Origin of the sequence: Amycolatopsis sp. NPDC006125 (assembly GCF_040614195.1) — a bacterium.
Lineage (GTDB): Bacteria > Actinomycetota > Actinomycetes > Mycobacteriales > Pseudonocardiaceae > Amycolatopsis_E > Amycolatopsis_E tucumanensis.
Genome location: NZ_JBEXTZ010000017.1, coordinates 22,403 through 42,589, shown reverse-complemented (window position 1 = coordinate 42,589; position 20,187 = coordinate 22,403). Strand labels below are relative to the sequence as shown.

The following is a 20,187-nucleotide window of genomic DNA, read 5'->3' as shown; positions in this document are numbered from 1 at the left end:
GTTCTGGAGGCGATGAGGATGACCACCCTGTCACTGCGCTCGTCCACCACCCGGCGGGCCGTGCTGCACTATGCCGAAATGTGGATCGCCATGGGCCTGGGCATGGCGGTCCTCGGACCGCTCGTCCGGCTGGGTTTCGACGCGGCGGGCTGGTCGGCGGTCCTGGACCGCACCGACTGGCGGGCGATGATCATGGCGACCGAGATGGCCCTGCCGATGGCCGCGTGGATGCGGTTCCGGCGGCACAGCCGGCGCTCGGTGCTCGAGATGACCGTGTGGATGTACGTGCCGTTCGCGGTGCTGCTCGTGCCGTACTGGGCCGGCGTGATCTCCGGCGGCGCGCTGATGGGCATCGGTCACGGCCTGATGGGCGTGGCCATGGCGGTGGTCGTCTACCGGCACCGCCACGACCACCACTGACGCGTCAGCGGACCACCACCGGCAACGTGTTCAAGCCGTGCACGAGCGTGCTCTCCCGCCAGCGGAGCTCGCCCGGGTCGCCGTCGAGCTCGATCACCGGGAAGCGCTCGAGCAGGCGGCCGAGGGCGACCTCCGCTTCGAGCCGGGCGAGCGGCGCCCCGACGCAGTAGTGGATGCCGTGGCCGAAGGCCAGGTGACCACCGGCCGGGCGGGTGACGTCCAGGCGGTCCGGCTCCGGGAACCGCTCGCCGTCGCGGTTGGCGCCCACCAGTGAGACCATCACGAACTCGTTCGCCGGGATCTCCACGTCGCCGATCCGCACCGGTTCCACCGTGAACCGCAGGGTCGCGATGTTGATCGGCCCCTCGAACCGCAGGAACTCCTCGACGGCGCCGGGCAGCAGCGACGGGTCGGCCCGGAGGGCCGCCAGCTGGTCCGGGTGCCGCAGCAACGCCAGCACGCTGTTGCCGATGAGGTTGACCGTCGTCTCGTGCCCGGCGACGAGCAGCAGGAACGCCATCGCCACCAGCTCTTCCGGCGACAGCTGGTCACCCTCGTCCGACACGTGCACCAGGTCGGACAGCAGGTCCTGGGTCGGCGCCGCGCGCTTGGCCGCGACCAGCGCCGTGAGGTAGCCGGCCATCGAGCGGGCCGCGGCGTGGAAGTCGTCCTCGGGCCCGGAGTTGAGCAGCGTGTTCGACCACTCGCGGAAGTCGCCGCGCTCCTCCTCCGGGATGCCGAGCAGCTCGCAGATCACCGTGATCGGCAGCGGGTAGGCGAACGCGTCCAGCAGGTCCACCCGGCCGCGCGCGGCGACGGCGTCCAGCAGCTCGTCGGTGATCTGCTCGATGCGCGGCCGCAGGGCGGCGACGGTGCGCGCGGTGAAGGCCTTGTTGACCAGCTTGCGCAGCCGCGTGTGGTCCGGCGGGTCGCTGTTGAGCATGTGGTGGCGCAGCAGGCTGCCCGACGGGTCGTCGCCGCCCGTCCCCCCGGTCGCCGTCAGGCGCATCTGGAACAGCTCCTGCGCCCGGTCGGCGTCCTTGCTCAGCCGCGGGTCCGCGAGGAGCGCCTTGGCCTCCGCGTACCCCGAGACCAGCCAGACCCGCAACCCGCGGGGCATGATCGCGGGCCGGACCGGGCCCTCCTCGCGCAACGCGCGGTAGAGGGCGTGCGGGTCCTGGATGATGTCGTCGTCGAGCTCGATCGGTTCGTCCACCACGCGCATTTCGTGGTCCTCCCAGTGGCGTTCGTGCTCCGGCAAGTCGTCAACGGGCAGCGGGCGCGATTGGTGCCCGGCTCACCGGGCCGCGAGCGCCTCGGCGACCCGGTCCACCACCCCCTTCCAGTGCTTCCGCTGCGCGGCGCGCTCCTCGGCGTCGGCCAGCCATTCCTGGTGGAAGCGCACGACCGTCCGGTCGCCCGACGGCGAAACCGTCACCTGCACCGTCGAGTCGTGGTCCCAGTCCTTCGGCCGCCAGGTCAGCCGGATGCGGTCCAGCTCGCGGTAACTGCGGACCTCGCCGGTCGTGCCGCCGGCCGTCTCGTAGCGCTCCCCCTTGCCACCGGGGACGACGGCGCCGAGCCAGATCTCGGCGCCGGCCCTGCTGGTCAGGAACTCCCAGACGGCGGCGGCCGGGTACGGCAGCGTCCGGGAGACGCCGACCTGCCAGCCCGCGTCGGCAGTCCGGCCCACTTCCTTGGTCATGGGCTCATGATGGCAGGAGGCACCGACAGTTCCGGCCCGGTCATGGGGCACGATGGGAGATCGTGCGGTATCGCCCCATCACCTTCGAACGCCTCGCCGGGGAACTGGCCGAGCGGGTGCTCGTGCTGGACGCGCCGTGGGTGCGGATCGCCGTGGACGGCCCGCCGGGCACCGCGGCACTCGCCGACGCGCTGGTCGACCCGCTGCGGCTGGGCGGCCGCGCGGTGCAGCGCGTGTCCACTGTGGACTTCCTGCGGCCCGCGTCGCTGCGCTTCGAGTACGGCAGGGAGAACCCGGACTCCCGCTACTGGTCCTGGCTGGACGAAGGCGCGTTGCGCCGCGAGGTGCTGGACCCGTTGGGGCGCAACGGAAGCGGCGAGGTGCTGCCCGCGCTGTGGGACGCGGCTCGCGACCGCGCCACCCGCTCCGCGCGGGTGCCGCTGCCCGCGCCGGGCGTGCTGGTCGTGGACGGTGAGATGTTGCTCGGGCGTGGCCTGCCGTTCGAGCTGACCGTGCACCTGCAGCTGTCCCCGGGAGCGTTGCGGCGCCGCCTGCCCGAAGACGAGCAGTGGGCGCTGCCCGCGTTCGAGCGGTACGAGGAAGAGGTGCGGCCCGCGGAGATCGCCGACGTGGTGGTGCGCGCCGACGACCCGCGGCACCCGGCGGTGCTGGAGCGGGCCGCGTGACGGTCAGGGGGCGACGGCAGGCTCTCCGTTGAGGAACGCGCGCAACCGGGCGCCCAGCAGGTCCCACCGCCACTGCTCGGTCACCCAGTTCCGGCCCGCGACGCCCATCTTGCGGGCGCGCGACGGGTCGTTGAGCAGCGGGGTGAGGGTCTCGACCAGCTGGTGGACGTCGCGGCCGTCGACGACGTGGCCGGTCACCTCGTCGAGGACGGTTTCCGGGGCGCCGCCCGAGTTGCCCGCGACGACCGGCAGGCCCGTCGCCGAGGCCTCCAGGTAGACGATCCCGAGGCCTTCCACGTCCAGTCCCTTGCCGCGGGTGCGGGCGGGCATGGCGAAGACGTCGCCGGCTGCGTAGTGCGCGGGCAGCTCGGGCCACGGCACCGAACCAGTGAACACGACATCGTCGGCGACACCCTGCGCCTCGGCGAGCCGTTCCAGGGACTTCCGGTACGGGCCGCCGCCGACGAGCAGGAGTGCGACGTCCGGTACGCGGCGGCGCAGTTCGGGGAGGGCGTGGATGAGCATGTCCTGGCCCTTGCGCGGCACGAGCCGGGACACGCAGACGACGGTCGGCCGGTCGCCGAGGCCGTGCCGGGCGCGGATCTCGTCGCGGGCGGCGGGGTCCGGTTTGAACACGTCCGGGTCGACGCCCGGCGGCAGCAGCTCCAGCCCGGCGGACGGGCCGAACGCCGACGCGAACCGGCCGCGGGTGTACTTGCTGACGTAGGTGATCACGTCGGTGGTGTCGCCGATGCGGCGCAGCGCCTGGCGGGCCAGCGGCAGCATCGACCAGCCGACCTCGTGCCCGTGCGTGCTCGCGACGACCCAGTCCGCGCCCGCGGCCCGCAGCGGCTGGGCGAGCAGCGCCAGCGGGGCCGCGGCGCCGAACCAGACGGCCTGGCAGTCGTGTGCGCGCAGGATGTCCTTGGCGCGGCGGAGCACGTCCGGGGTGGGCAGCATGAGCGAGGTGGGGTGCCGGACCACCTCGAACGGCGCGGCGGCGTCGAACTCGGGGTGCGAGCCGGAGGGCTTGTCCCAGGACGGTGCGTAGACGACGAGCTGGTCCGGCGGCAGCAGGCGCGCGAAGGAGTTCAGGTAGTTCTGGATCCCCCCGGGCCGCGGCGGGAAGTCGTTGGTCACCAGCAGGGTCCGAAGCACGGGCTGGAGACTACTAGGGAGCGCCGGGACGGTTCCGGGTGCGGCGGCCCGGGAACGAGTCAGGGGCGGCTCCGGTTGTGGCCGGTGCCGCCCCTGTCGTGTTGCCGAACTCAGCTCACCGCGACGCGGCGGGCCGAGACGTAGTTGTTCTGCAGCGGCGAGATCTTGACGACGTCCCCGGTCTCGGGGGCGTGCACCATCTTGCCGTCGCCCAGGTAGATGCCCACGTGGTGGATCGGCGAACCGAAGAACACCAGGTCGCCGGGCTGCAGCTGGGCCCGCGAGACCGCGACACCGGCCGTGGCCTGCTGCTGGCTCGTGCGCGGCAGGGTGATGCCCGCCGCCTTGTAGGCGTACAGCGTCAGACCCGAGCAGTCGAACGAGCTGGGGCCGGTGTCGCCCCAGCCGTACGGGCTGCCGAGCTTGCTCAGCGCGACGTCGATCGCCTCCTGGGCGGCCGCCGTCGGGGCGGGCACGTTCGGCGCGAGGCCGCCCGTGTCCTTCTGCGCGGCCCGCTCGGACGCGGTGAGCCGCTGGCGCACCTGGTCCAGCTGGTCGAGCTGCGCCTGCAGCGCGGCCTGCCGGGCGTGCAGGTCGTTCAGCAGCGTCGCGGCCGCGTCCTTGGCGACCTGCGAGCGCGTCTGGGCGTCGGCTGCCGCGGCCTGGGCGTTGGCAGCCGCCTGGATCGCCGCGTTGTAGTCGGCGAGCGCCTTGTTCTTCTCGTCGGCGAGCACTTCCAGAGCGGAGGAGCGCTCCAGGAAGTCCTGCGCCGAGGTGCCGTTCAGCAAGGCGGACAGCTTGTTGAACTGCACGCCGCCGACGAACGAGGCGTCGGCGAACTGGTCGACCACGCCCTGGTACTGGTTCTTCGCGATGAGCGCCTGCTCACCGGCCGCGTTGGCGGCTGCCAGGTCGGCGTTGGCCCGGTCCAGGTCGGCCTGCTTGGCGTCGAGGTCGGCCTGCGCCTGCATGGCCTCCTCGTTCAGCTGCTCGGCCTGTGCGGCGAGCTGCCGGTACTGCGCCAGGGCGTCCGACGAGGTGGCGGGCTGCTGTGGGGCGGGGAGGGGGACCGCGCCGGCCGGAGCCGTGGGGAAACCACCGACCGCGAGTACCGCGGCGGCGGCGAGGGCTCCTGCGACCACGCGCTTGATGGGTTGCGACTGCACGCCGCGCGTGTCTCCTTTGCACTCATGTCGCCGCCGGCCGTCGCAGGAGGTCGGGGGACCCTCCACACTGCACCGGCGCGGGCGGACACAAGCACCCGAACCGGTCTACGACGGTAACCCGGCATGTCCAGACGCAGGGGGTAGCGCATCTGGGTCCATGCGTGGGTCCGGCACAGCTCCCCGACAAGCTGCTACGGCGACAATCTCGCGTCGCCGCCGCGGGCGCGACGGCTGCCGGGCGCGAGATCTCGGCCAGGTTACGAAACGACCGCCGTCGCGTCCACCAGGCACCAGGTAAAAACTTTGCGTAATCACCTCTCTTCCCGTTCGGACCAGCAGTTCCCCTGTGGGTGTGACCAAGGCAACAGTCGGCAGGATCACGACTACTGACCGTTTGCCGCTCGAAGCGACCGTTTGTCTTCTTCGGCATGTCGGGGCGCGGTGGGTGCCCGGCCGCCGTGGTTCGGGCCATTTCGGGCGCGGAACGGCCGGCCGTCTTGATCGGGGGCATTCGGGTGCGGAGCGGCTGTCTGAACGACGGTGCGCGCAGGATTCGGAGGTTCCCTCGGCGTGTCAGGGGTCGGGGTCGGCCGCCACGGCGGGGATACATGTGCACGCGCAGCAGCCGGCCGCCCGACGGCCCACCAGCCGCCCGCCACCACGGCGCGCACGATCGCCCCTCGAACCACGACCCGGGGCTCCCTCGCCCGTGTCTGGACGGCGGTCGCCACGGTCGGGCTCCATCCACGCGCGCAGCAGCCGCTGGCCACCACGGCGGGCGCAGGATTGCCACTCGAACCACGACGGAGGTTCCCTTGCCGTGCCGGGTCGCTCCCCCATCCACCCCGAGGCGCCCGAGTATGTCCGGCAGCCCCCGAGACCGCTCGCAGCGACCGTTGCGTCAGCCCGCGCGGCGCTCGGGCAGCCGCACATGCGGGCGCCGGCCTCGGGAGATCGTTCGGGGCGGCGGCACCAGGCCCGCGTCGGCGAGCAACTCGACCGCGGCGAGTTCCTCGAAGTCGAGTTCGACGACCGGCGGGGCGTCGACCACGGCGCTCAGCACGCAGTCGCCGCAGGCGCGGCCCCTCAGCGTGCACCGGTTGCACTCGATGATCACGGTGTTGTCGTTCATGGCGTGCCTCCTCGTTGCTACTGGGATGCACGGTACGAGTGACCACCGACAATTTCGGGCTCGCGTATCGAACGAATGGACCAACGGTGTGCGAGAAAACCGCCGACCTGCGGAAACACCGCCGAAAAAAATCTCTAGACCCGTCCCAGCCGCGCCAGCAGCACCGCCGATGCGACCGGGTGCGCCCCCGATCGCCGGACCGAGTCGGCCACTCCGCGGTCGGTCGAGGCCACCACCAGCGGGCGGCCCTGCGGCTCGGCCGCGACCAGCGACCGGATCACGTCGTCCGCGATCACGCCGGGGTCGGAGAACAACACGCGCACCCCGCGGGCGCTCACGGTCGGCACCGACATCACCTCGGCGCCGTCGAACACCACGGTGATCTCCGCGCCCGTCCGCGCCGCCAGCGCGCCGAGCTGCTGCACCAGCCGGTTCCGCTGGTCGGCCAGCGTCAGCTCCGGGTAGCCGGTCTTGGTGACGTTGTAGCCGTCGACGATCAGGTGCACGCTCGGCAACGCGAGCAGCCGGTCCAGCACCGCCGGGTCCCGCACCTGCCGCCCGGCCCCGGTGCCCGATGTAGCACCCAGCACGGTGTCCGCCGGGCGCCGCGCGCTGGTGTCCAGCGCCAGCTCCCGCCGCAACCCCGTGACCGCGCCCTGCAGGGTGTCGACGAGCAGCGACAGGCGCACCTCGTCCGCCTCGCGGGCCTCCTTCGCGGACTGGCGCGCGATCTCCGCGTCCGCCGCCGCCCGCTCGGCCCGCGCCCGTTCGGAAGCCGCGCGCTGGCGCTCACGCTCCAGCTGAGCGGTCACCGCGGCCACCTCCTGCTCCCGCCGCACGTCGGCCTGCGCCAGCAGCTCACGCGCCTCCTCGGCGACGTCCTTGGCCTGCCGCAGCTGCGTGCCCTGCTCCCGGAGCCGGTTGCGCAGCTTCGCCAGCTCCTCCTCGCGCTCCACGCGGGCGCCCTCGATCGCCTCCCGCGCCTCCGCCAGCTCCTCGCGCACGCGCGCGAGCTCCGCCTCCAGCCGCTGGCTGCGCGCCACCGCCGCGTCGCGCTCGGCCCGCAGCGCCGTCTCCGCCGCGTTCTTGACCACCAGCCGCACGCGGGTGGCTGCGCTGGCCTCGCCGAGCAGGACGGCCGCCACCGCGGCGGCCACCGGGTCCGGGTCGTTCGGGTCGAGCGCGTCCGGCCGGTACTCGCGCACCCACTCGAGGACGGCGGTGCGGAACGCGGTCGAATCCTCCAGGGTTGTGAGGAGCGCCGCACCGCCCAGCTTCGCACGCTTGGCCGGGGCGAACTTCGCGACCGGCCGCAGCTGCTGCGGGATGTCGATGCGCGGGATCTTCCCCAGTGCCTCGGCGGCCAGCTCGGCGAGCCGGCCGCGCACCGGCTCCGGCAGATCGCGCCAGTTCACGGACTTGGTGTCCGGCTCCGGGCGCGCGCTCGCCGCGGGCGCCCGGAGACCGGGGTCTTCGGGCTCTTCGGCGTGCACTGAGGGAAACATCCGTTCAGGGTAGTCCGCTTCGGTAACGATCACCGTTCGTGCCGTGATCCGGGATTGTCGGTCCCCCTCCTTATGGTGCCGATCATGCAACTCGCGGACGGCGCGCAACTGACCTTCGACGAACTCGGCACGCCGCTTCGGGACACCACGTTCGTCGTGTTCGACCTGGAGACGACCGGGACCAAGCCGGGCCCGGACGGCATCACCGAGATCGGCGCGGTCAAGGTCCGCGGCGGCGAGGTGCTGGGTGAGTTCGCCACACTCGTCGACCCCGGGATGCCCGTCCCGCCGCAGATCGTGGCGCTGACCGGCATCACCTCGGCGATGCTGCACGACGCGCCGAAGATCGACCGCGTGCTGCCCGCGTTCCTGGAGTTCGCCAGCGGCGCGGTGCTGGTCGCGCACAACGCGCCGTTCGACACGTCGTTCATGCGTGCGGCCTGCCTGCACCACGGCTACCCGTGGCCGAAGCCCGCCGTGGTGTGCACGGTCCGCCTCGCCCGGCGCGTGTTGACGCGGCAGGACAGCCCCAGCTTCCGGCTGTCCGCGCTGGCGGCCCTGTTCGGCTCGCCGGTGACGCCGAACCACCGCGCGCTGGACGACGCCCGCGCCACCGTGCACGTCCTGCACGCGCTGCTGGAGCGGGTCGGCAACGTCGGGGTGCAGTCGCTGGAGGAACTGCTCGACTACCTGCCCGAGGTGACGCCCGCCCAGCGGCGCAAGCGCGGGATGGCGGCCCACCTGCCGGAACGCCCTGGCGTCTACCTGTTCCGCGGGCCGGGCGACGAGGTCCTGTACGTCGGAACGGCGAGCAACCTGCGCCGCCGGGTCCGCCAGTACTTCACCGGTTCGGAGAGCCGCGGCCGGATCCGCGAGATGGTCGCCCTCGCCGAGCGGGTCGACGGCATCGAGTGCAGCCACGCGCTGGAGGCCCAGGTCCGGGAGCTGCGGCTGATCGCCGCGCACCGGCCCTCCTACAACCGGCGCTCCAAGAACCCGCGCAAGTCGTGGTGGATCGTGCTCACCGACGAGGCGTTCCCGCGACTGTCCGTGGTGCGGCTGCCCAAGGACGGCGCGCTCGGCCCGTTCTCCTCGCAGGTCACGGCCAAGATCGCGGCGGACGCCCTGGCCGGCGCCGTCGGCCTGCGCACGTGCACCCAGCGGATCTCCGCGCACTCGCCGTCCGGCCGGCCGTGCGCGCTCGCCGAGCTCGGGCGGTGCGGGGCGCCGTGCGCCGGCAGGCAAAGTGTGGAGGAGTACTCCCCCGGCGTGCACGCGATCGTCGACCTGGTCGCCGGGCGCGGCGCCCGGCCGCTGGAGTCCGCGCGCCGCCAGCTCGACGACCTGGCCGGAGCCGAGCACTTCGAGCAGGCGGCGCGGCGGCGGGACGAGCTCGCCGTGCTGGTGCGCGCCGTGGACCGGGCCCACCGGCTGTCGTCGCTGGCCGCGATCCCGGAGCTGGTCGCGGCGGCCCCGGACGGCAACCGCGGGTGGGAGTTCGCGGTGATCCGGCACGGCAGGCTGGCCTCCGCCGGAGTGGCCCGGCGCGGTGTGCCGCCGATGCCGGTGGTCGAGCAGCTCGTGGCGTCCGCGGAGACGGTCGAGCCCGGCCCGGGGCCCCTGTACGGGGCGCCGCCCGAGGAGACGTCGATCCTGCTGCGCTGGCTCACCCGGCCCGGCGTCCGCCTGGTGCGCACGGCCGTGCCCTGGTCGGAGCCCGCGCACGGCGCCGGTCCGTGGCGCGGCTGGCTGGAGCAGGTCGCCACCGCCGTGTCGCTCGAGCAGGCCGGGTAGGGACGCGGGGAGCTACGATCGCCGCGCTACCCAATTACGCGAGGAGGACGCGAGTGATCACCGCGATCGTGCTGATCCATGCCGTGGCGGACAGCATCCCGGAGACCGCGCAGGCGATCGCCGACATCGACGGCGTGGCGGAGGTGTACTCGTGCGCCGGGGACGTCGACCTGATCGCGATCGTGCGGGTGCACGCCCACGAGGAGCTCGCCGACCTCATCCCGGCCAAGATCGGCAAGGTGCCGGGCGTGATCGACACCGACACGCACATCGCGTTCCGGTCCTACTCCACCGCCGACACCGAGTCCGCGTTCGCGATCGGCGTCGAGGACGCCGACTGAACCAACGAACGAGAAAGGGCCCCCGGATCGCTCCGGGGGCCCTTCTCGTGACCGTGACTTAGTGGTCCGGGGTCTTCCAGCCCGAGGGGACCTCACCCTTCTCGGGCAGCTCGCCGGGGACGTGGCCGTTGCCGTGCCCGTTGCCGCGGGCCCGGTCCAGCGCCGCGGTCTCCTCGACCGGGTCCGGCGCCAGCATCGTGCCCGGCACCGCCCGCCCGGCCGCGCCGAGCTTGTTCATCTTCTTCGGCACCGCCGCGCCCTGGTACTCCAGCGGGATGGCGTGGCCGTGGTCGTCCACACCGCCCAGCGGCTGGTGGATCTCGATGAACTCACCGTGCGGCAGGCGCTTGATGATGCCGGTCTCGATGCCGTGCTCCAGCACCTCCCGGTCGGACCGCTGCAGGCCCAGGCAGATCCGGTAGGTGATGAAGTACGCCAGCGGCGGCAGCACCAGGATGCCGATGCGGCCGGCCCACGTGGTCGCGTTCAGGGAGATGTTGAACTTGTCCGCGATGATGTCGTTGAACCCGGACAGCTCGATCACCATGAAGAACGCCAGCGCCATCATGCCGATCGAGGTGCGGACCGGTGCGTCACGCGGGCGCTGCAGCAGGTTGTGGTGCGCGGTGTCGCCGGACAGCTTCCGTTCGATGAACGGGTAGCCGATCAGCAGCGCGAACAGGATCGGCATCCAGACCGCGCCTGCGAAGAACACCGCCGGGACCGTGTAGTTGCCCAGGTAGAGCTCCCACGCGGGGAAGATCCGCAGCATGCCGTCGGCCCAGGCGAGGTACCAGTCCGGCTGCGAGCCCGCCGACACCTGCCCCGGGTTGTACGGGCCCAGGTTCCAGATCGGGTTGATCTGGAAGATGCCCGCCATGATCGACAGGATGCCGGTGACGATGACGAAGAACGCGCCGGCCTTCGCGGCGAACACCGGCATGATCCGCACGCCGACGACGTTGGTCTCCTTGCGCCGCACGCCAGGGAACTGGGTGTGCTTCTGGTACCAGACCAGCGCCAGGTGCACACCGACCAGCGCGAGCATGATGCCCGGCAGCAGCAGGATGTGCAGCGTGTACATGCGCGGCACGATCTCGTCGCCGGGGAACTCCCCGCCGAACAGCGCCCAGTGCAGCCAGGTGCCCATGATCGGCACCGAGAGCACGATGCCCGACAGGGTGGCGCGGATACCGGTGCCCGACAGCAGGTCGTCCGGCAGCGAGTAGCCGAAGAAGCCCTCGAACATGCCCAGGATCAGCAGCAGCGCGCCGATGACCCAGTTGGCCTCGCGCGGCCTGCGGAACGCTCCGGTGAAGAAGATCCGGAACATGTGCACCATCATCGCCGCGACGAACACCAGCGCGGCCCAGTGGTGCAGCTGGCGGACGAACAGACCGCCGCGAACCTCGAACGAGATCTCCAGGGTCGTCTGGAACGCGCGGGACATCTCGACGCCCTGCAGGTTCTTGAACGGCCCGTTGTAGACGACCTCGGACATCGACGGATCGAAGAACAGGGTCAGGTAGACACCCGTGATGATCACGACGATGAAGCTGTAGAGCGCGATCTCACCGAGCAGGAACGACCAGTGGGTCGGGAAGACCTTGTTCATCTGGTGCCGCAGGCCCTTGGCCAGGCGGTACCGCTGGTCCATGTTGTTCGCGGCCTCGGCGGCGTGCCGCTCCAGCATGCTGGAGCCCCGTGTCGGCGTGGTGAGTGAACTCATGACTTGCGCTCCCAATAGGCGGGGCCGACCGGCTCGATGAAGTCTCCCCGCGCCACGAAGTACCCCTCATCGTTGACCGTGATGGGCAACTGCGCAAGCGCGCGGGTCGCCGGGCCGAAGATGGGCTTGGCGTAGTGCAGGGCGTCGAACTGCGACTGGTGGCACGGGCACAGGATCCGGTTGGTCCGCTGCTCGTACAGCGAAGTCGGGCAGCCGACGTGGCTGCAGATCTTCGTGTAGGCGTAGTAGTCGCCGAAGTTGAAGTCCTCCTGCCCCTCACGCTTGACGACCCGCTGGGCGTCCTCGGGACGCAGGCGGATCAGCATGACCGGGGCGTCCGCGCGCATGAAGACCGCGGCCAGCTTCTCGTGGTCGCCGCGCTCGCTCTCCCGGAACGGGTAGACCGTCTCCATCGCGCCCGCGTCCAGGTCCTCCGGGCGCAGCAGGACGACCTCGCCGGTCTTGCCGGTGTAGCGGCGCAGGTAGACGACCTCGCCCGGGTACTCCGGCTTCCACGGGGTGTGGGCCAGGTTGTCCTTGGACTCGGGGTCCTTCCACGGGTTCTTGATGAACGACGCCACCGGCAGCGCGACCAGGCCGAGGCCCATCACACCGGCGCCGAGGCCCGCGGTGCGCTTGACCAGCGAGCGGCGGCCGATCGTGCTGCGGTTACCGGCGTCGGCAAGCTGCGCCACGATCGTCTTGCGGTCGATCTCGGCCGAGCCCTTGCCGTCGCCGTCGTGGCGCTCCTGCACCGCGAGCTCGTTCGGGATGAACCGCTTCGTGTAGAGCAGCACGCCGATGCCCAGCGCGAGGATCGACAGGCCGAGCGTGAAGCCCAGGACGGGCGTGTAGAGCGCGTACCGCTCGTACTCGCCGGTGTCCGGGGCCTTGTACTCCCACCACTCCGGCCAGCAGATGGTCACCAGGAAGCCGAGACCGGCCAGCGCCGCGATGGTGAACCACAGCGCCACGACCCGCTCCGCGCGCTTCTCCGCGCGGGTGCCCTTGACCGGCCACGGGTCCGGGTAGTCGACCAGCTCGACGCCGTCGAGCTTGGTGCCCAGCTTGACCAGCTGGTCGCGGTCCATCTCGGCCAGTTCGGCCTCGGAAGGCTGGGGAACCCCCGGCTCGCGCCCGGCGCCCGGGTGCTCTTCCATGCTAGTCATGCCCTCGATCCAATCCACAAAGTCACGCCGACGATGGCGCCGATGCCGACGATCCACGCGACGAGCGCCTCCGAGGCCGGCCCAAGACCGCCCAGGCCGTTGCCACCGGGGTTGTTGTTCCCGTCGGACACGGACTTGACGTAGGCGACGATGTCCCGCTTCTCCTCGGGGGTGAGCTGCCGGTCGGAGAACTTCGGCATGTTCTGCGGACCGCTCAGCATCGCCGTGTAGATCTGCTCTTCGCTGGCCGGGCCGAGCTCCGGCGCGAACTTGCCCGCGGACAGGGCGCCGCCCTGGCCGGTGAAGTTGTGGCACGACGCGCAGTTGAGGCGGAACAGCTCGCCACCGCGCGCCGGGTTGTCCCCGCGCAGCGCCTCGCCGGACTCGGCGGGCCGCTCCGGGCCGCCGCCGTTGGCCTGGATGTAGGCGCCGACCGCGTCGATCTCCTCGGGGGTCAGCTTGGCCGGCTTGCGCTCGGCCTGCGCCTCCTGGCGGACCGCGGGCATGCGGCCGGACGAGGTCTGGAAGTACACCGCCGCGTCACCGACGCCGATCAGGCTCGGGCCGCGGTCCTCGACGCCCTGCAGGTTCGCGCCGTGGCAGCTGATGCAGCTGTTGTTGTAGACCTGCTGGCCGAGGCGCAGCTGCGCCGGGTCGTCCTGCGCCTGCGCGGTCTGCGGCTGCGGCACCAGGAGGGCGTAGCCCAGGCCGGCGCCGACCAGCGCCACACCGAGCGCGAGCGCGCCGGCGATGCGGCGGCGCAGCTTGGTGCGGGCGCCGAAGCGGCGCCTGGAGGTGTTCTTGCTGGTGGTCATTCTTCGGCAACCCTTGCTGTCAGTTCAGGCCGGTCCATGGGGTGGCTGGCGCGGTCACGGGATGATGTAGATGACCGCGAACAGGCCGATCCACACGATGTCGACGAAGTGCCAGTAGTAGGACACGACGATCGCCGAGGTCGCCTGCGCGGGGGTGAACTTGCTCAGCTTGGTGCGGATGAGCAAGAAGACGAAGGCGACGAGACCACCGATCACGTGCAGACCGTGGAAACCGGTCGCCAGGAAGAACACCGTGCCGAAGGCACCGGACGGGATGGTCACGCCCTCCTCGACAAGCGTGACGTACTCACCAGCCTGACCGGCGACGAAGATCGCGCCCATGATCAGGGTGATGACGTACCAGCGGCGCAGCCCGTAGACGTCACCGCGCTCGGCGGCGAACACGCCGAGCTGGCAGGTGAACGACGACGCCACCAGGATGATGGTGAAGGGCAGCGCGTACGGGATGTCGAGGTGGATGGGCTCGTCGGTCGCCGGGTTGATCGGCGGCCAGACCCCCGTGTCGTTCTGCGCCTTGACCGTGAAGAACATCGCGAACAGCCCGGCGAAGAACATGAGCTCGCTGGAGAGCCACACGATCGTGCCGACGCTGACCATGTTCGGCCGGTTCAGCGAGTGCACCCGCTGGCTGATGGTGGGAGCTGCCGTTGTCACGGGTCGCATTATGTCTCCCTGCGAAGCGACCTGCTTGGTCGGGTCCGGCACGCCGCGCCGGGGGTGTTGGTCACAGTGACGAACGCGGAGGGTGAGGATCAGGGCGTGGGAATCATCGATCGGGTTCGTGACCTGCTGCGAAAGCGTGGCGGACCGGGCCTCACCGTGGACACCGAGGGTGTCGTGGTCGTGGCCGAGGCCTTCGACGTCGCCGAAGCCGACTCGGCGGTGCTGGGCAGATCACACCGCTGGCGGCCGGACGAACCGGCGATTCTGCGCCACCACCTGGTGCTGCCACCGGATCGGGTCACCGAGGCCGCGTCGGTGCTCGCCCAGGACGGGTGGGAGCTGCGCCCCCGGCCCGGCGGCGAAGGACCCGTCCGGGTGCACGCGCTGCGCGTGCAGAAGCTCGACGCGCTGCACTGCGCACAGGAACGGGCCCGGATGGCCGGGCTGGCGCAGCGGCTGGACGGCGACTGGCTCGGCTGGGACGCGCTACAGCCGATGGGCCTGGGTGGAACCGGCCGGGACGGCTAGCATCGACACGACCAGTACAGCGACGAAGCCGGAGGGTCGACTTGTCCGAACAGTCCACGCGGATCCTGGTGTTCAGCCACCGTCCCGAAGTGCGGGAGTCGATCATCACGGCGGTCGGCCGCAGGCCCGCCACCGACCTGGGCCGGGTCGACTACGTCGAGGCCGCCGGAGTGGCCGACGTGCTGGCCGAGATGGACGAGGGCGCGGTCGATCTGGCGATCCTGGACGGCGAGGCCCAGCCGACCGGCGGCATCGGGCTGTGCAGGCAGTTGAAGAACGAGATCGACGACTGCCCGCCCATCGTGATCGCCGTGCGGCGCAAGGACGACCGCTGGCTGGCGACCTGGTCGCAGGCCGACGCCGTCCTGGTCCATCCGCTCGACCCGCTGACCGCGGCGGAGACGGTCGCGGACGTGCTGCGGGCCCGCCGGGTCCCGGTCGTCCGGGGCTGAGGCGCCGCGACCGAATGAGGCCGGTTCGCCGGCCGTGAAAGGTGACCATGGGCACGCAGACTTGGCCCACGCTGCTCAACCAGCTGATCGCCGGCGCCGACCTGTCCGCCGAGGACACCGCGTGGGCGATGGACCAGGTGATGTCCGGGGAGGCCACGCCGGCCCAGGTCGGCGGTTTCCTGGTCGCGCTGCGCGCCAAGGGCGAGACGCCGGCCGAGATCACCGGCCTCGCGGACGCGATGCTGTCGCACGCGCGCCGGGTGCGGATCGCGCGGGACGCGGTCGACATCGTTGGCACCGGCGGTGACCGGTCCGGGTCGGTGAACATCTCGACGATGGCCTCGCTGGTCACCGCGGCCGCCGGGGTGCCGGTGGTGAAGCACGGCAACCGGGCGGCGTCGTCGAAGGCCGGGACCGCGGACGTGCTGGAGGCCCTCGGGGTGGCGATCGACCTGCCGCCGGAGGGGGTCCAGCGGTGCGTCGACGAGCTGGGCATCGGGTTCTGCTTCGCGCCGGTGTTCCACCCCGGGTTCCGGCACGCGGGCGCGCCGCGCCGCGAGCTGGGCGTGCCGACCGCGTTCAACCTGCTGGGGCCGCTGACCAACCCGGCGCAGCCGACGGCCGGGCTGATCGGGTGCGCGTTCCCGGACAAGACCGAGGTGCTGGCACGGGTGTTCGCCGGCCGCGGCACGTCGACGCTGGTGGTCCGCGGTGACGACGGCCTCGACGAGCTGACCACGACGACGACCAGCTCGGTGTGGGTCGTGTCCGGCGGATCGGTGCGGGCCGAGTCGCTGGATCCGGCCGAACTGGGCATCGCGCGCGCCACGGCGGAGGACCTGCGGGGCGGCGACCCGGCGGCCAACGCCGAGGTGGTGCGTGAGCTGGTGGCGGGCAAGCCGGGGCCGGTGCGGGACGCGGTGCTGCTGAACGCGGCCGGGGCGCTGGCCGCGCACGCCGGGTTCAGCTCGTCGCTGACGGACGATCTCGCCGCGGGGTTGTCGCGGGCCGCGGAGGCCGTGGATTCCGGCGCTGCGGCGGATCTGCTGGCCCGCTGGGCGGCTTTCCGGTGAGCTGAGGGGCTGAAAATCCCGCGCTCTACAACGAAAAGGGCCCGCCCGGTGGAAAACCGGGCGGGCCCTTTTCGCGGATCAGGTCACTCGTGGTTGGGGCCGGTGTGGTACTCGAACACCAGGCCGCCGACCGTGAGCAGGATCAGGATGCCGCCGACGACCAGCATCCAGATGTGGAAGAACGCCAGTCCGAGACCGACGAACGCGGCCGAGGCGGCCAGTCCGATCGGCCAGTAGCTGCCCGGGCTGAAGAAGCCCATCTCGCCCGCGCCGTCGCTGATCTCGGCGTCGTCGCGGTCCTCCGGACGCGGTTCGATCCGGCGGCCGACGAACCGCATGTAACTGCCCGCCAGGAGGGACAGCCCGCCGGTCAGGATCAGGGCGACCAGGCCGACCGGCTCGACGCCGTAGCCACTGGCCAGGCCGGTCCACACGCCGTACACGATCGCGATGAAGAACGCGAAAGCGGTGACCAAGTCGAAAATCCGGGCTTCGACCTTCATGACGCTGTCCTCACTGTGTTCATGCTTCCAACACCCACGGGAACCAACCGGCTCAGCCGGACTGCGTCCGCAGCGTGCGGTCGGTGTTGAACGGCTTCGTCGTGGTCGCCTGCGGCGCGCACAGCTCGCCACAGTTCAGCGCGGCCAGCGCCTCGGCGGTGGTGTTCGGCTGCCCGGTGGCCGGGTTGATCTGGGTGCGCAGCTGGATGTAGCGGTCGAACTGGTCGGCGGGCAGCGCCCGGACCTCGAAGTTCATGCCCGAGTGGTAGGTGCCGCACAGCTCGGCGCAGCGGCCGACGAACGCACCGGTCCGGTCGATCGTGTTCTGGAACGACGGGTCCTGGTTGTTCTTCTCCGGGTCCGGGAACACGTCCCGCTTGAAGTGGAACTCCGGCACCCAGAACGAGTGGATGACGTCGGCCGAGCGCAGGTTGTACTGGATGCGCTTGCCTGCGGGCAGGACCAGGATCGGGATCTCGCTCGAGCTGCCGACGGTCTTGATGACCTGGCCGTTGGCGTCCTTCGGGGCGCTCGGGTAGTCGAACTCCCAGTTCCACTGGAACGCGATCACGTCGACCGTGACGTCCGGGTCCGGCTCCTCGGCGAGCACCTTGCTCTCGGTGGTCGCGGTGAAGAAGAACAGCACGCAGACCATCACGAGCGGCAGCACGACGCAGAACAGCTCGAGCGGCACGTTGTACTGGAACTGTCGCGGCAGGTCGCCGGGGCCGTCGGTCTTCTTCTTCCGGTGGAACGCGACCGACCAGAAGATCAGGCCCCACACGATCACACCGACGACGAGCGCGGCGATGACGGACCAGGTCCAGAGGACGCGCATGTCCTCGGACTCCTTGGTCACGCCGACGGGCCACCCGAACCGCAGCACCTCGTCACCGGAGCACCCGGTCGCCAGGAGCGCGACGAGCCCGGCCAGCGCGGCGACCTTACCCACTTTCGCCGAACGTGATGCCGGAGTGCGCTCATCCCTGCCCACTGCGCAGCGCCCTTTCAACCCAGGCCTCCTTGACGATTTCTGGCTTACCAGCGGGAGCCTAGCCGAGCTACCGCGATCCGCAGCCCAAGGGGTGACCGTTCGTGGCGGGGGCTGCGGGCATACTGGGCGCTCGACATCCGGCCACGACCTCGAGGTGTGAATATCCGTGTGCGGCCTGCTTGGACTGGTGTGTGCCACTGAGAACGACGCGGTCAACGCGCGTGACGCGGTCGGCGAAGCCATGCGCTGCCAGCGTCATCGCGGTCCCGACGAGCGCGACACCTGGACCGACGGCGAGGTCGTCTACGGCTTCAACCGGCTCGCGTTCATCGACGTCGAGCACGCCCACCAGCCGCTGACCTGGGGCCCGCCCGAGTCGCCGAACCGGTACACGCTGAACTTCAACGGCGAGATCTACAACTACCGTGAGCTGCGGGAACAGCTCACGGAGGAGCACGGTGCGAAGTTCGCCACAGAGGGCGACGGCGAGGCGATCGTCGCGGCCTACCACCACTGGGGCCGCGCCGCGGTGTCCAAGCTGCGTGGGATGTTCGCGTTCCTGATCTGGGACGCCGAGGAGAAGGTGATCTTCGGCGCACGTGATCCGTTCGGCATCAAGCCGCTGTTCTACACGCACGGGCCGGGCGGCACGGCGTTCTCCAGCGAGAAGAAGTCGCTGCTGGAGCTCTCCGGCGTGCTGGGGATCACCAAGCAGCTGGACCGGACCGCGCTGCAGCACTACCTGACGCTGCAGTACGTGCCGGAGCCGGAGACGCTGCACACGCGCATCCGCCGCATCGAGTCCGGCACCTCGTTCACCGTCTCCCCCGGCGGCGCGCCGAAGATCGAGCGCTACTTCTTCCCCGAGTTCGCCGCCAAGCCGGTCCGCGGCGAGGCCGAGGCGAAGATCTTGCACGAGCGGATCCGCGACGTGATGCGCGACTCGGTCGGCAAGCACATGATCGCCGACCCGGACATCACCGTCGGCACGTTCCTCTCCGGCGGCATCGACTCGACCGCGATCGCGGCGCTGGCCAAGGAGCACAACCCGAACCTGATCGCGTTCACCACCGGGTTCGAGCGCGAGGGCTACTCCGAGGTCGACGTGGCGGCCGAGTCCGCGGCGGCGATCGGCGTGAAGCACGTCATCCGGACCGTGTCGGCCGACGAGATGATGGAGGCGCTGCCGCTCATCGTCTGGTACCTCGACGACCCGGTGGCCGACCCGGCGCTGGTGCCGCTGTGGTTCATCGCGCGGGAGGCGCGCAAGCACGTCAAGGCGGTGCTGTCCGGCGAGGGCTCGGACGAGCTGTTCGGCGGCTACACGATCTACAACGAGCCGCTGTCGCTGGCGCCGTTCGAGAAGGTGCCGGGCAGCCTGCGCAAGGTCATCGGCAAGGTGTCGGAGCGGATCCCGGAGGGCACGCGCGGCAAGGACCTGCTGCGCCGCGGCGCGCTGCCGCTGGAGGAGCGCTACTACGGCAACGCCCGCATCTTCCGCGACGACCAGCTGCGCGGGGTGCTGAAGACGTTCCAGGAGGGCGTCGGGCACAAGGACGTCACCGCCGAGCACTACCGCACGTCGGCGAACTGGGACCCGGTCGCGCGGATGCAGCACGTGGACCTGTTCACCTGGCTGCGCGGCGACATCCTGGTCAAGGCCGACAAGATGACCATGGCGAACTCGCTGGAGCTGCGGGTGCCGTTCCTGGACGCGGAGGTGTTCAAGGTCGCGGCCGGCATCCCGCTGGACCAGAAGATCACCAAGGAGACGACGAAGTACGCGCTGCGCCGCGCGCTGGAGGGCATCGTCCCCGCGCACGTGCTGAACCGGCGCAAGCTGGGCTTCCCGGTGCCGATCCGGCTGTGGCTGCGGGACGAGATGTACGACTGGGCGCGCGGCATCATCGCCGACTCGCAGACCGGCGAGCTGCTGGACAAGCAGGCCGTGCAGCGCCTGCTGGACGAGCACAAGGCGGGCACGCTGGACCACAGCAGGCGCATCTGGGCGCTGCTGGTGTTCATGATCTGGCACGGCATCTTCATCGAGCACCGGATCAAGCCGGAGATCCCGGAGCCGGTCTACCCCGTGCGCATCTGAGACGAGTGCTGAACGGGCCGCAGCCGCCGGGCTGCGGCCCGTTTTTGTTTGGTGGTCGGGTAAGCAGCACGGGGCTTCGTTGTGCTGCGGCGGCGGCCGGTGACGGGTACGTTGCGCTGGCGGGCAGTGCCGCCGGGCGTGGGGCGCGGCCAGTCAGGTGGGCAGCGCGGGGCCTGATGGTCCCGCACCGCCGACCGCCGGGGGGCGGCGGACAGGTCGTGCTGCGAATGGC

The 20,187-nt window shown here is 71.1% G+C and carries 20 protein-coding genes; 8 read left to right on the top strand and 12 right to left on the bottom strand.

From position 1 onward, the window contains the following. The first annotated feature begins 18 nt into the window (after positions 1-18). Complete coding sequence (locus tag ABZ193_RS11440) at positions 19-420, top strand: hypothetical protein (RefSeq protein WP_020421853.1); 402 nt, start codon at positions 19-21, stop codon at positions 418-420. A 4-nt stretch (positions 421-424) separates the two neighbouring features. On the opposite strand, the gene ABZ193_RS11435 is transcribed toward ABZ193_RS11440, so the two are convergent. After that, positions 425-1,645, bottom strand: coding sequence for a cytochrome P450 (locus ABZ193_RS11435; protein ID WP_354709756.1), 1,221 nt, complete (start codon positions 1,643-1,645; stop codon positions 425-427). A 72-nt stretch (positions 1,646-1,717) separates the two neighbouring features. Beyond that, positions 1,718-2,125: an SRPBCC domain-containing protein gene (locus ABZ193_RS11430; RefSeq protein ID WP_354709755.1), complete on the bottom strand. Its 408-nt coding sequence runs from the start codon at positions 2,123-2,125 to the stop codon at positions 1,718-1,720. A 62-nt stretch (positions 2,126-2,187) separates the two neighbouring features. Here ABZ193_RS11430 and ABZ193_RS11425 point away from each other — a divergent pair, with 62 nt between their 5' ends. Then, on the top strand, positions 2,188-2,811 hold the full coding sequence (locus tag ABZ193_RS11425; protein ID WP_354709754.1) for a uridine kinase: 624 nt from the start codon (positions 2,188-2,190) through the stop codon (positions 2,809-2,811). A gap of 3 nt (positions 2,812-2,814) precedes the next feature. Here ABZ193_RS11425 and ABZ193_RS11420 read toward each other — a convergent pair whose 3' ends face one another. From ABZ193_RS11420 to ABZ193_RS11405, 4 genes are all read right to left on the bottom strand, one after another. Further along, positions 2,815-3,969 (bottom strand): glycosyltransferase family 4 protein, encoded by a 1,155-nt coding sequence (locus ABZ193_RS11420; RefSeq protein WP_354709753.1) that lies wholly within the window; start codon positions 3,967-3,969, stop codon positions 2,815-2,817. A gap of 110 nt (positions 3,970-4,079) precedes the next feature. Next, positions 4,080-5,135 (bottom strand): C40 family peptidase, encoded by a 1,056-nt coding sequence (locus tag ABZ193_RS11415; protein WP_020421858.1) that lies wholly within the window; start codon positions 5,133-5,135, stop codon positions 4,080-4,082. Positions 5,136-6,036: 901 nt separating this feature from the next. After that, positions 6,037-6,267 carry a hypothetical protein gene (locus ABZ193_RS11410; RefSeq protein WP_020421859.1) on the bottom strand — a complete coding sequence of 77 codons (231 nt, stop codon included), beginning with the start codon at positions 6,265-6,267 and terminating at the stop codon, positions 6,037-6,039. A 134-nt stretch (positions 6,268-6,401) separates the two neighbouring features. Then, positions 6,402-7,772 (bottom strand): NYN domain-containing protein, encoded by a 1,371-nt coding sequence (locus ABZ193_RS11405; protein WP_354709752.1) that lies wholly within the window; start codon positions 7,770-7,772, stop codon positions 6,402-6,404. A 72-nt stretch (positions 7,773-7,844) separates the two neighbouring features. Between ABZ193_RS11405 and ABZ193_RS11400 the strand changes: the two genes are divergently transcribed. Next, entirely contained in the window at positions 7,845-9,566 is a 1,722-nt protein-coding gene (locus ABZ193_RS11400) for a DEDD exonuclease domain-containing protein (RefSeq protein WP_354709750.1), read from the top strand. A 53-nt stretch (positions 9,567-9,619) separates the two neighbouring features. Continuing rightward, positions 9,620-9,907 (top strand): Lrp/AsnC ligand binding domain-containing protein, encoded by a 288-nt coding sequence (locus ABZ193_RS11395; RefSeq protein WP_020421862.1) that lies wholly within the window; start codon positions 9,620-9,622, stop codon positions 9,905-9,907. Between the two features lie 58 nt (positions 9,908-9,965). On the opposite strand, the gene ABZ193_RS11390 is transcribed toward ABZ193_RS11395, so the two are convergent. From ABZ193_RS11390 to ABZ193_RS11375, 4 genes are read right to left on the bottom strand one after another with little or no spacing between them, the layout of a single operon-like run. Further along, positions 9,966-11,636: a cytochrome bc complex cytochrome b subunit gene (locus ABZ193_RS11390; RefSeq protein WP_027936433.1), complete on the bottom strand. Its 1,671-nt coding sequence runs from the start codon at positions 11,634-11,636 to the stop codon at positions 9,966-9,968. Beyond that, the gene (locus tag ABZ193_RS11385; RefSeq protein WP_020421864.1) at positions 11,633-12,796 is read right to left on the bottom strand and encodes a ubiquinol-cytochrome c reductase iron-sulfur subunit; all 1,164 of its coding nucleotides are present in this window, start codon (positions 12,794-12,796) and stop codon (positions 11,633-11,635) included. Before ABZ193_RS11385 ends, ABZ193_RS11390 begins: the two co-directional genes overlap by 4 nt. Before the next feature lie 5 nt (positions 12,797-12,801). Further along, positions 12,802-13,620 carry a cytochrome c gene (locus ABZ193_RS11380; protein ID WP_017984055.1) on the bottom strand — a complete coding sequence of 273 codons (819 nt, stop codon included), beginning with the start codon at positions 13,618-13,620 and terminating at the stop codon, positions 12,802-12,804. 54 nt (positions 13,621-13,674) lie between these two features. Then, positions 13,675-14,304, bottom strand: a complete 630-nt coding sequence (locus tag ABZ193_RS11375) for a heme-copper oxidase subunit III (protein ID WP_039791891.1) — start codon at positions 14,302-14,304, stop codon at positions 13,675-13,677. 96 nt (positions 14,305-14,400) lie between these two features. Here ABZ193_RS11375 and ABZ193_RS11370 point away from each other — a divergent pair, with 96 nt between their 5' ends. From ABZ193_RS11370 to trpD, 3 genes are read left to right on the top strand one after another with little or no spacing between them, the layout of a single operon-like run. Beyond that, entirely contained in the window at positions 14,401-14,832 is a 432-nt protein-coding gene (locus ABZ193_RS11370) for a hypothetical protein (RefSeq protein WP_354709746.1), read from the top strand. A gap of 41 nt (positions 14,833-14,873) precedes the next feature. Further along, positions 14,874-15,284 carry a hypothetical protein gene (locus tag ABZ193_RS11365; RefSeq protein WP_017984058.1) on the top strand — a complete coding sequence of 137 codons (411 nt, stop codon included), beginning with the start codon at positions 14,874-14,876 and terminating at the stop codon, positions 15,282-15,284. Positions 15,285-15,331: 47 nt separating this feature from the next. Beyond that, positions 15,332-16,357 (top strand): anthranilate phosphoribosyltransferase, encoded by a 1,026-nt coding sequence (gene trpD, locus ABZ193_RS11360; RefSeq protein ID WP_020421867.1) that lies wholly within the window; start codon positions 15,332-15,334, stop codon positions 16,355-16,357. 83 nt (positions 16,358-16,440) lie between these two features. On the opposite strand, the gene ABZ193_RS11355 is transcribed toward trpD, so the two are convergent. Both ABZ193_RS11355 and ABZ193_RS11350 read right to left on the bottom strand, forming a co-directional pair. Then, on the bottom strand, positions 16,441-16,860 hold the full coding sequence (locus tag ABZ193_RS11355; protein WP_017984060.1) for a cytochrome c oxidase subunit 4: 420 nt from the start codon (positions 16,858-16,860) through the stop codon (positions 16,441-16,443). Positions 16,861-16,912: 52 nt separating this feature from the next. Next, positions 16,913-17,854 carry a cytochrome c oxidase subunit II gene (locus ABZ193_RS11350; protein WP_027936435.1) on the bottom strand — a complete coding sequence of 314 codons (942 nt, stop codon included), beginning with the start codon at positions 17,852-17,854 and terminating at the stop codon, positions 16,913-16,915. Positions 17,855-18,020: 166 nt separating this feature from the next. Here ABZ193_RS11350 and asnB point away from each other — a divergent pair, with 166 nt between their 5' ends. Next, positions 18,021-19,955, top strand: coding sequence for an asparagine synthase (glutamine-hydrolyzing) (gene asnB, locus ABZ193_RS11345; protein WP_027936436.1), 1,935 nt, complete (start codon positions 18,021-18,023; stop codon positions 19,953-19,955). Positions 19,956-20,187 lie beyond the last annotated feature (232 nt).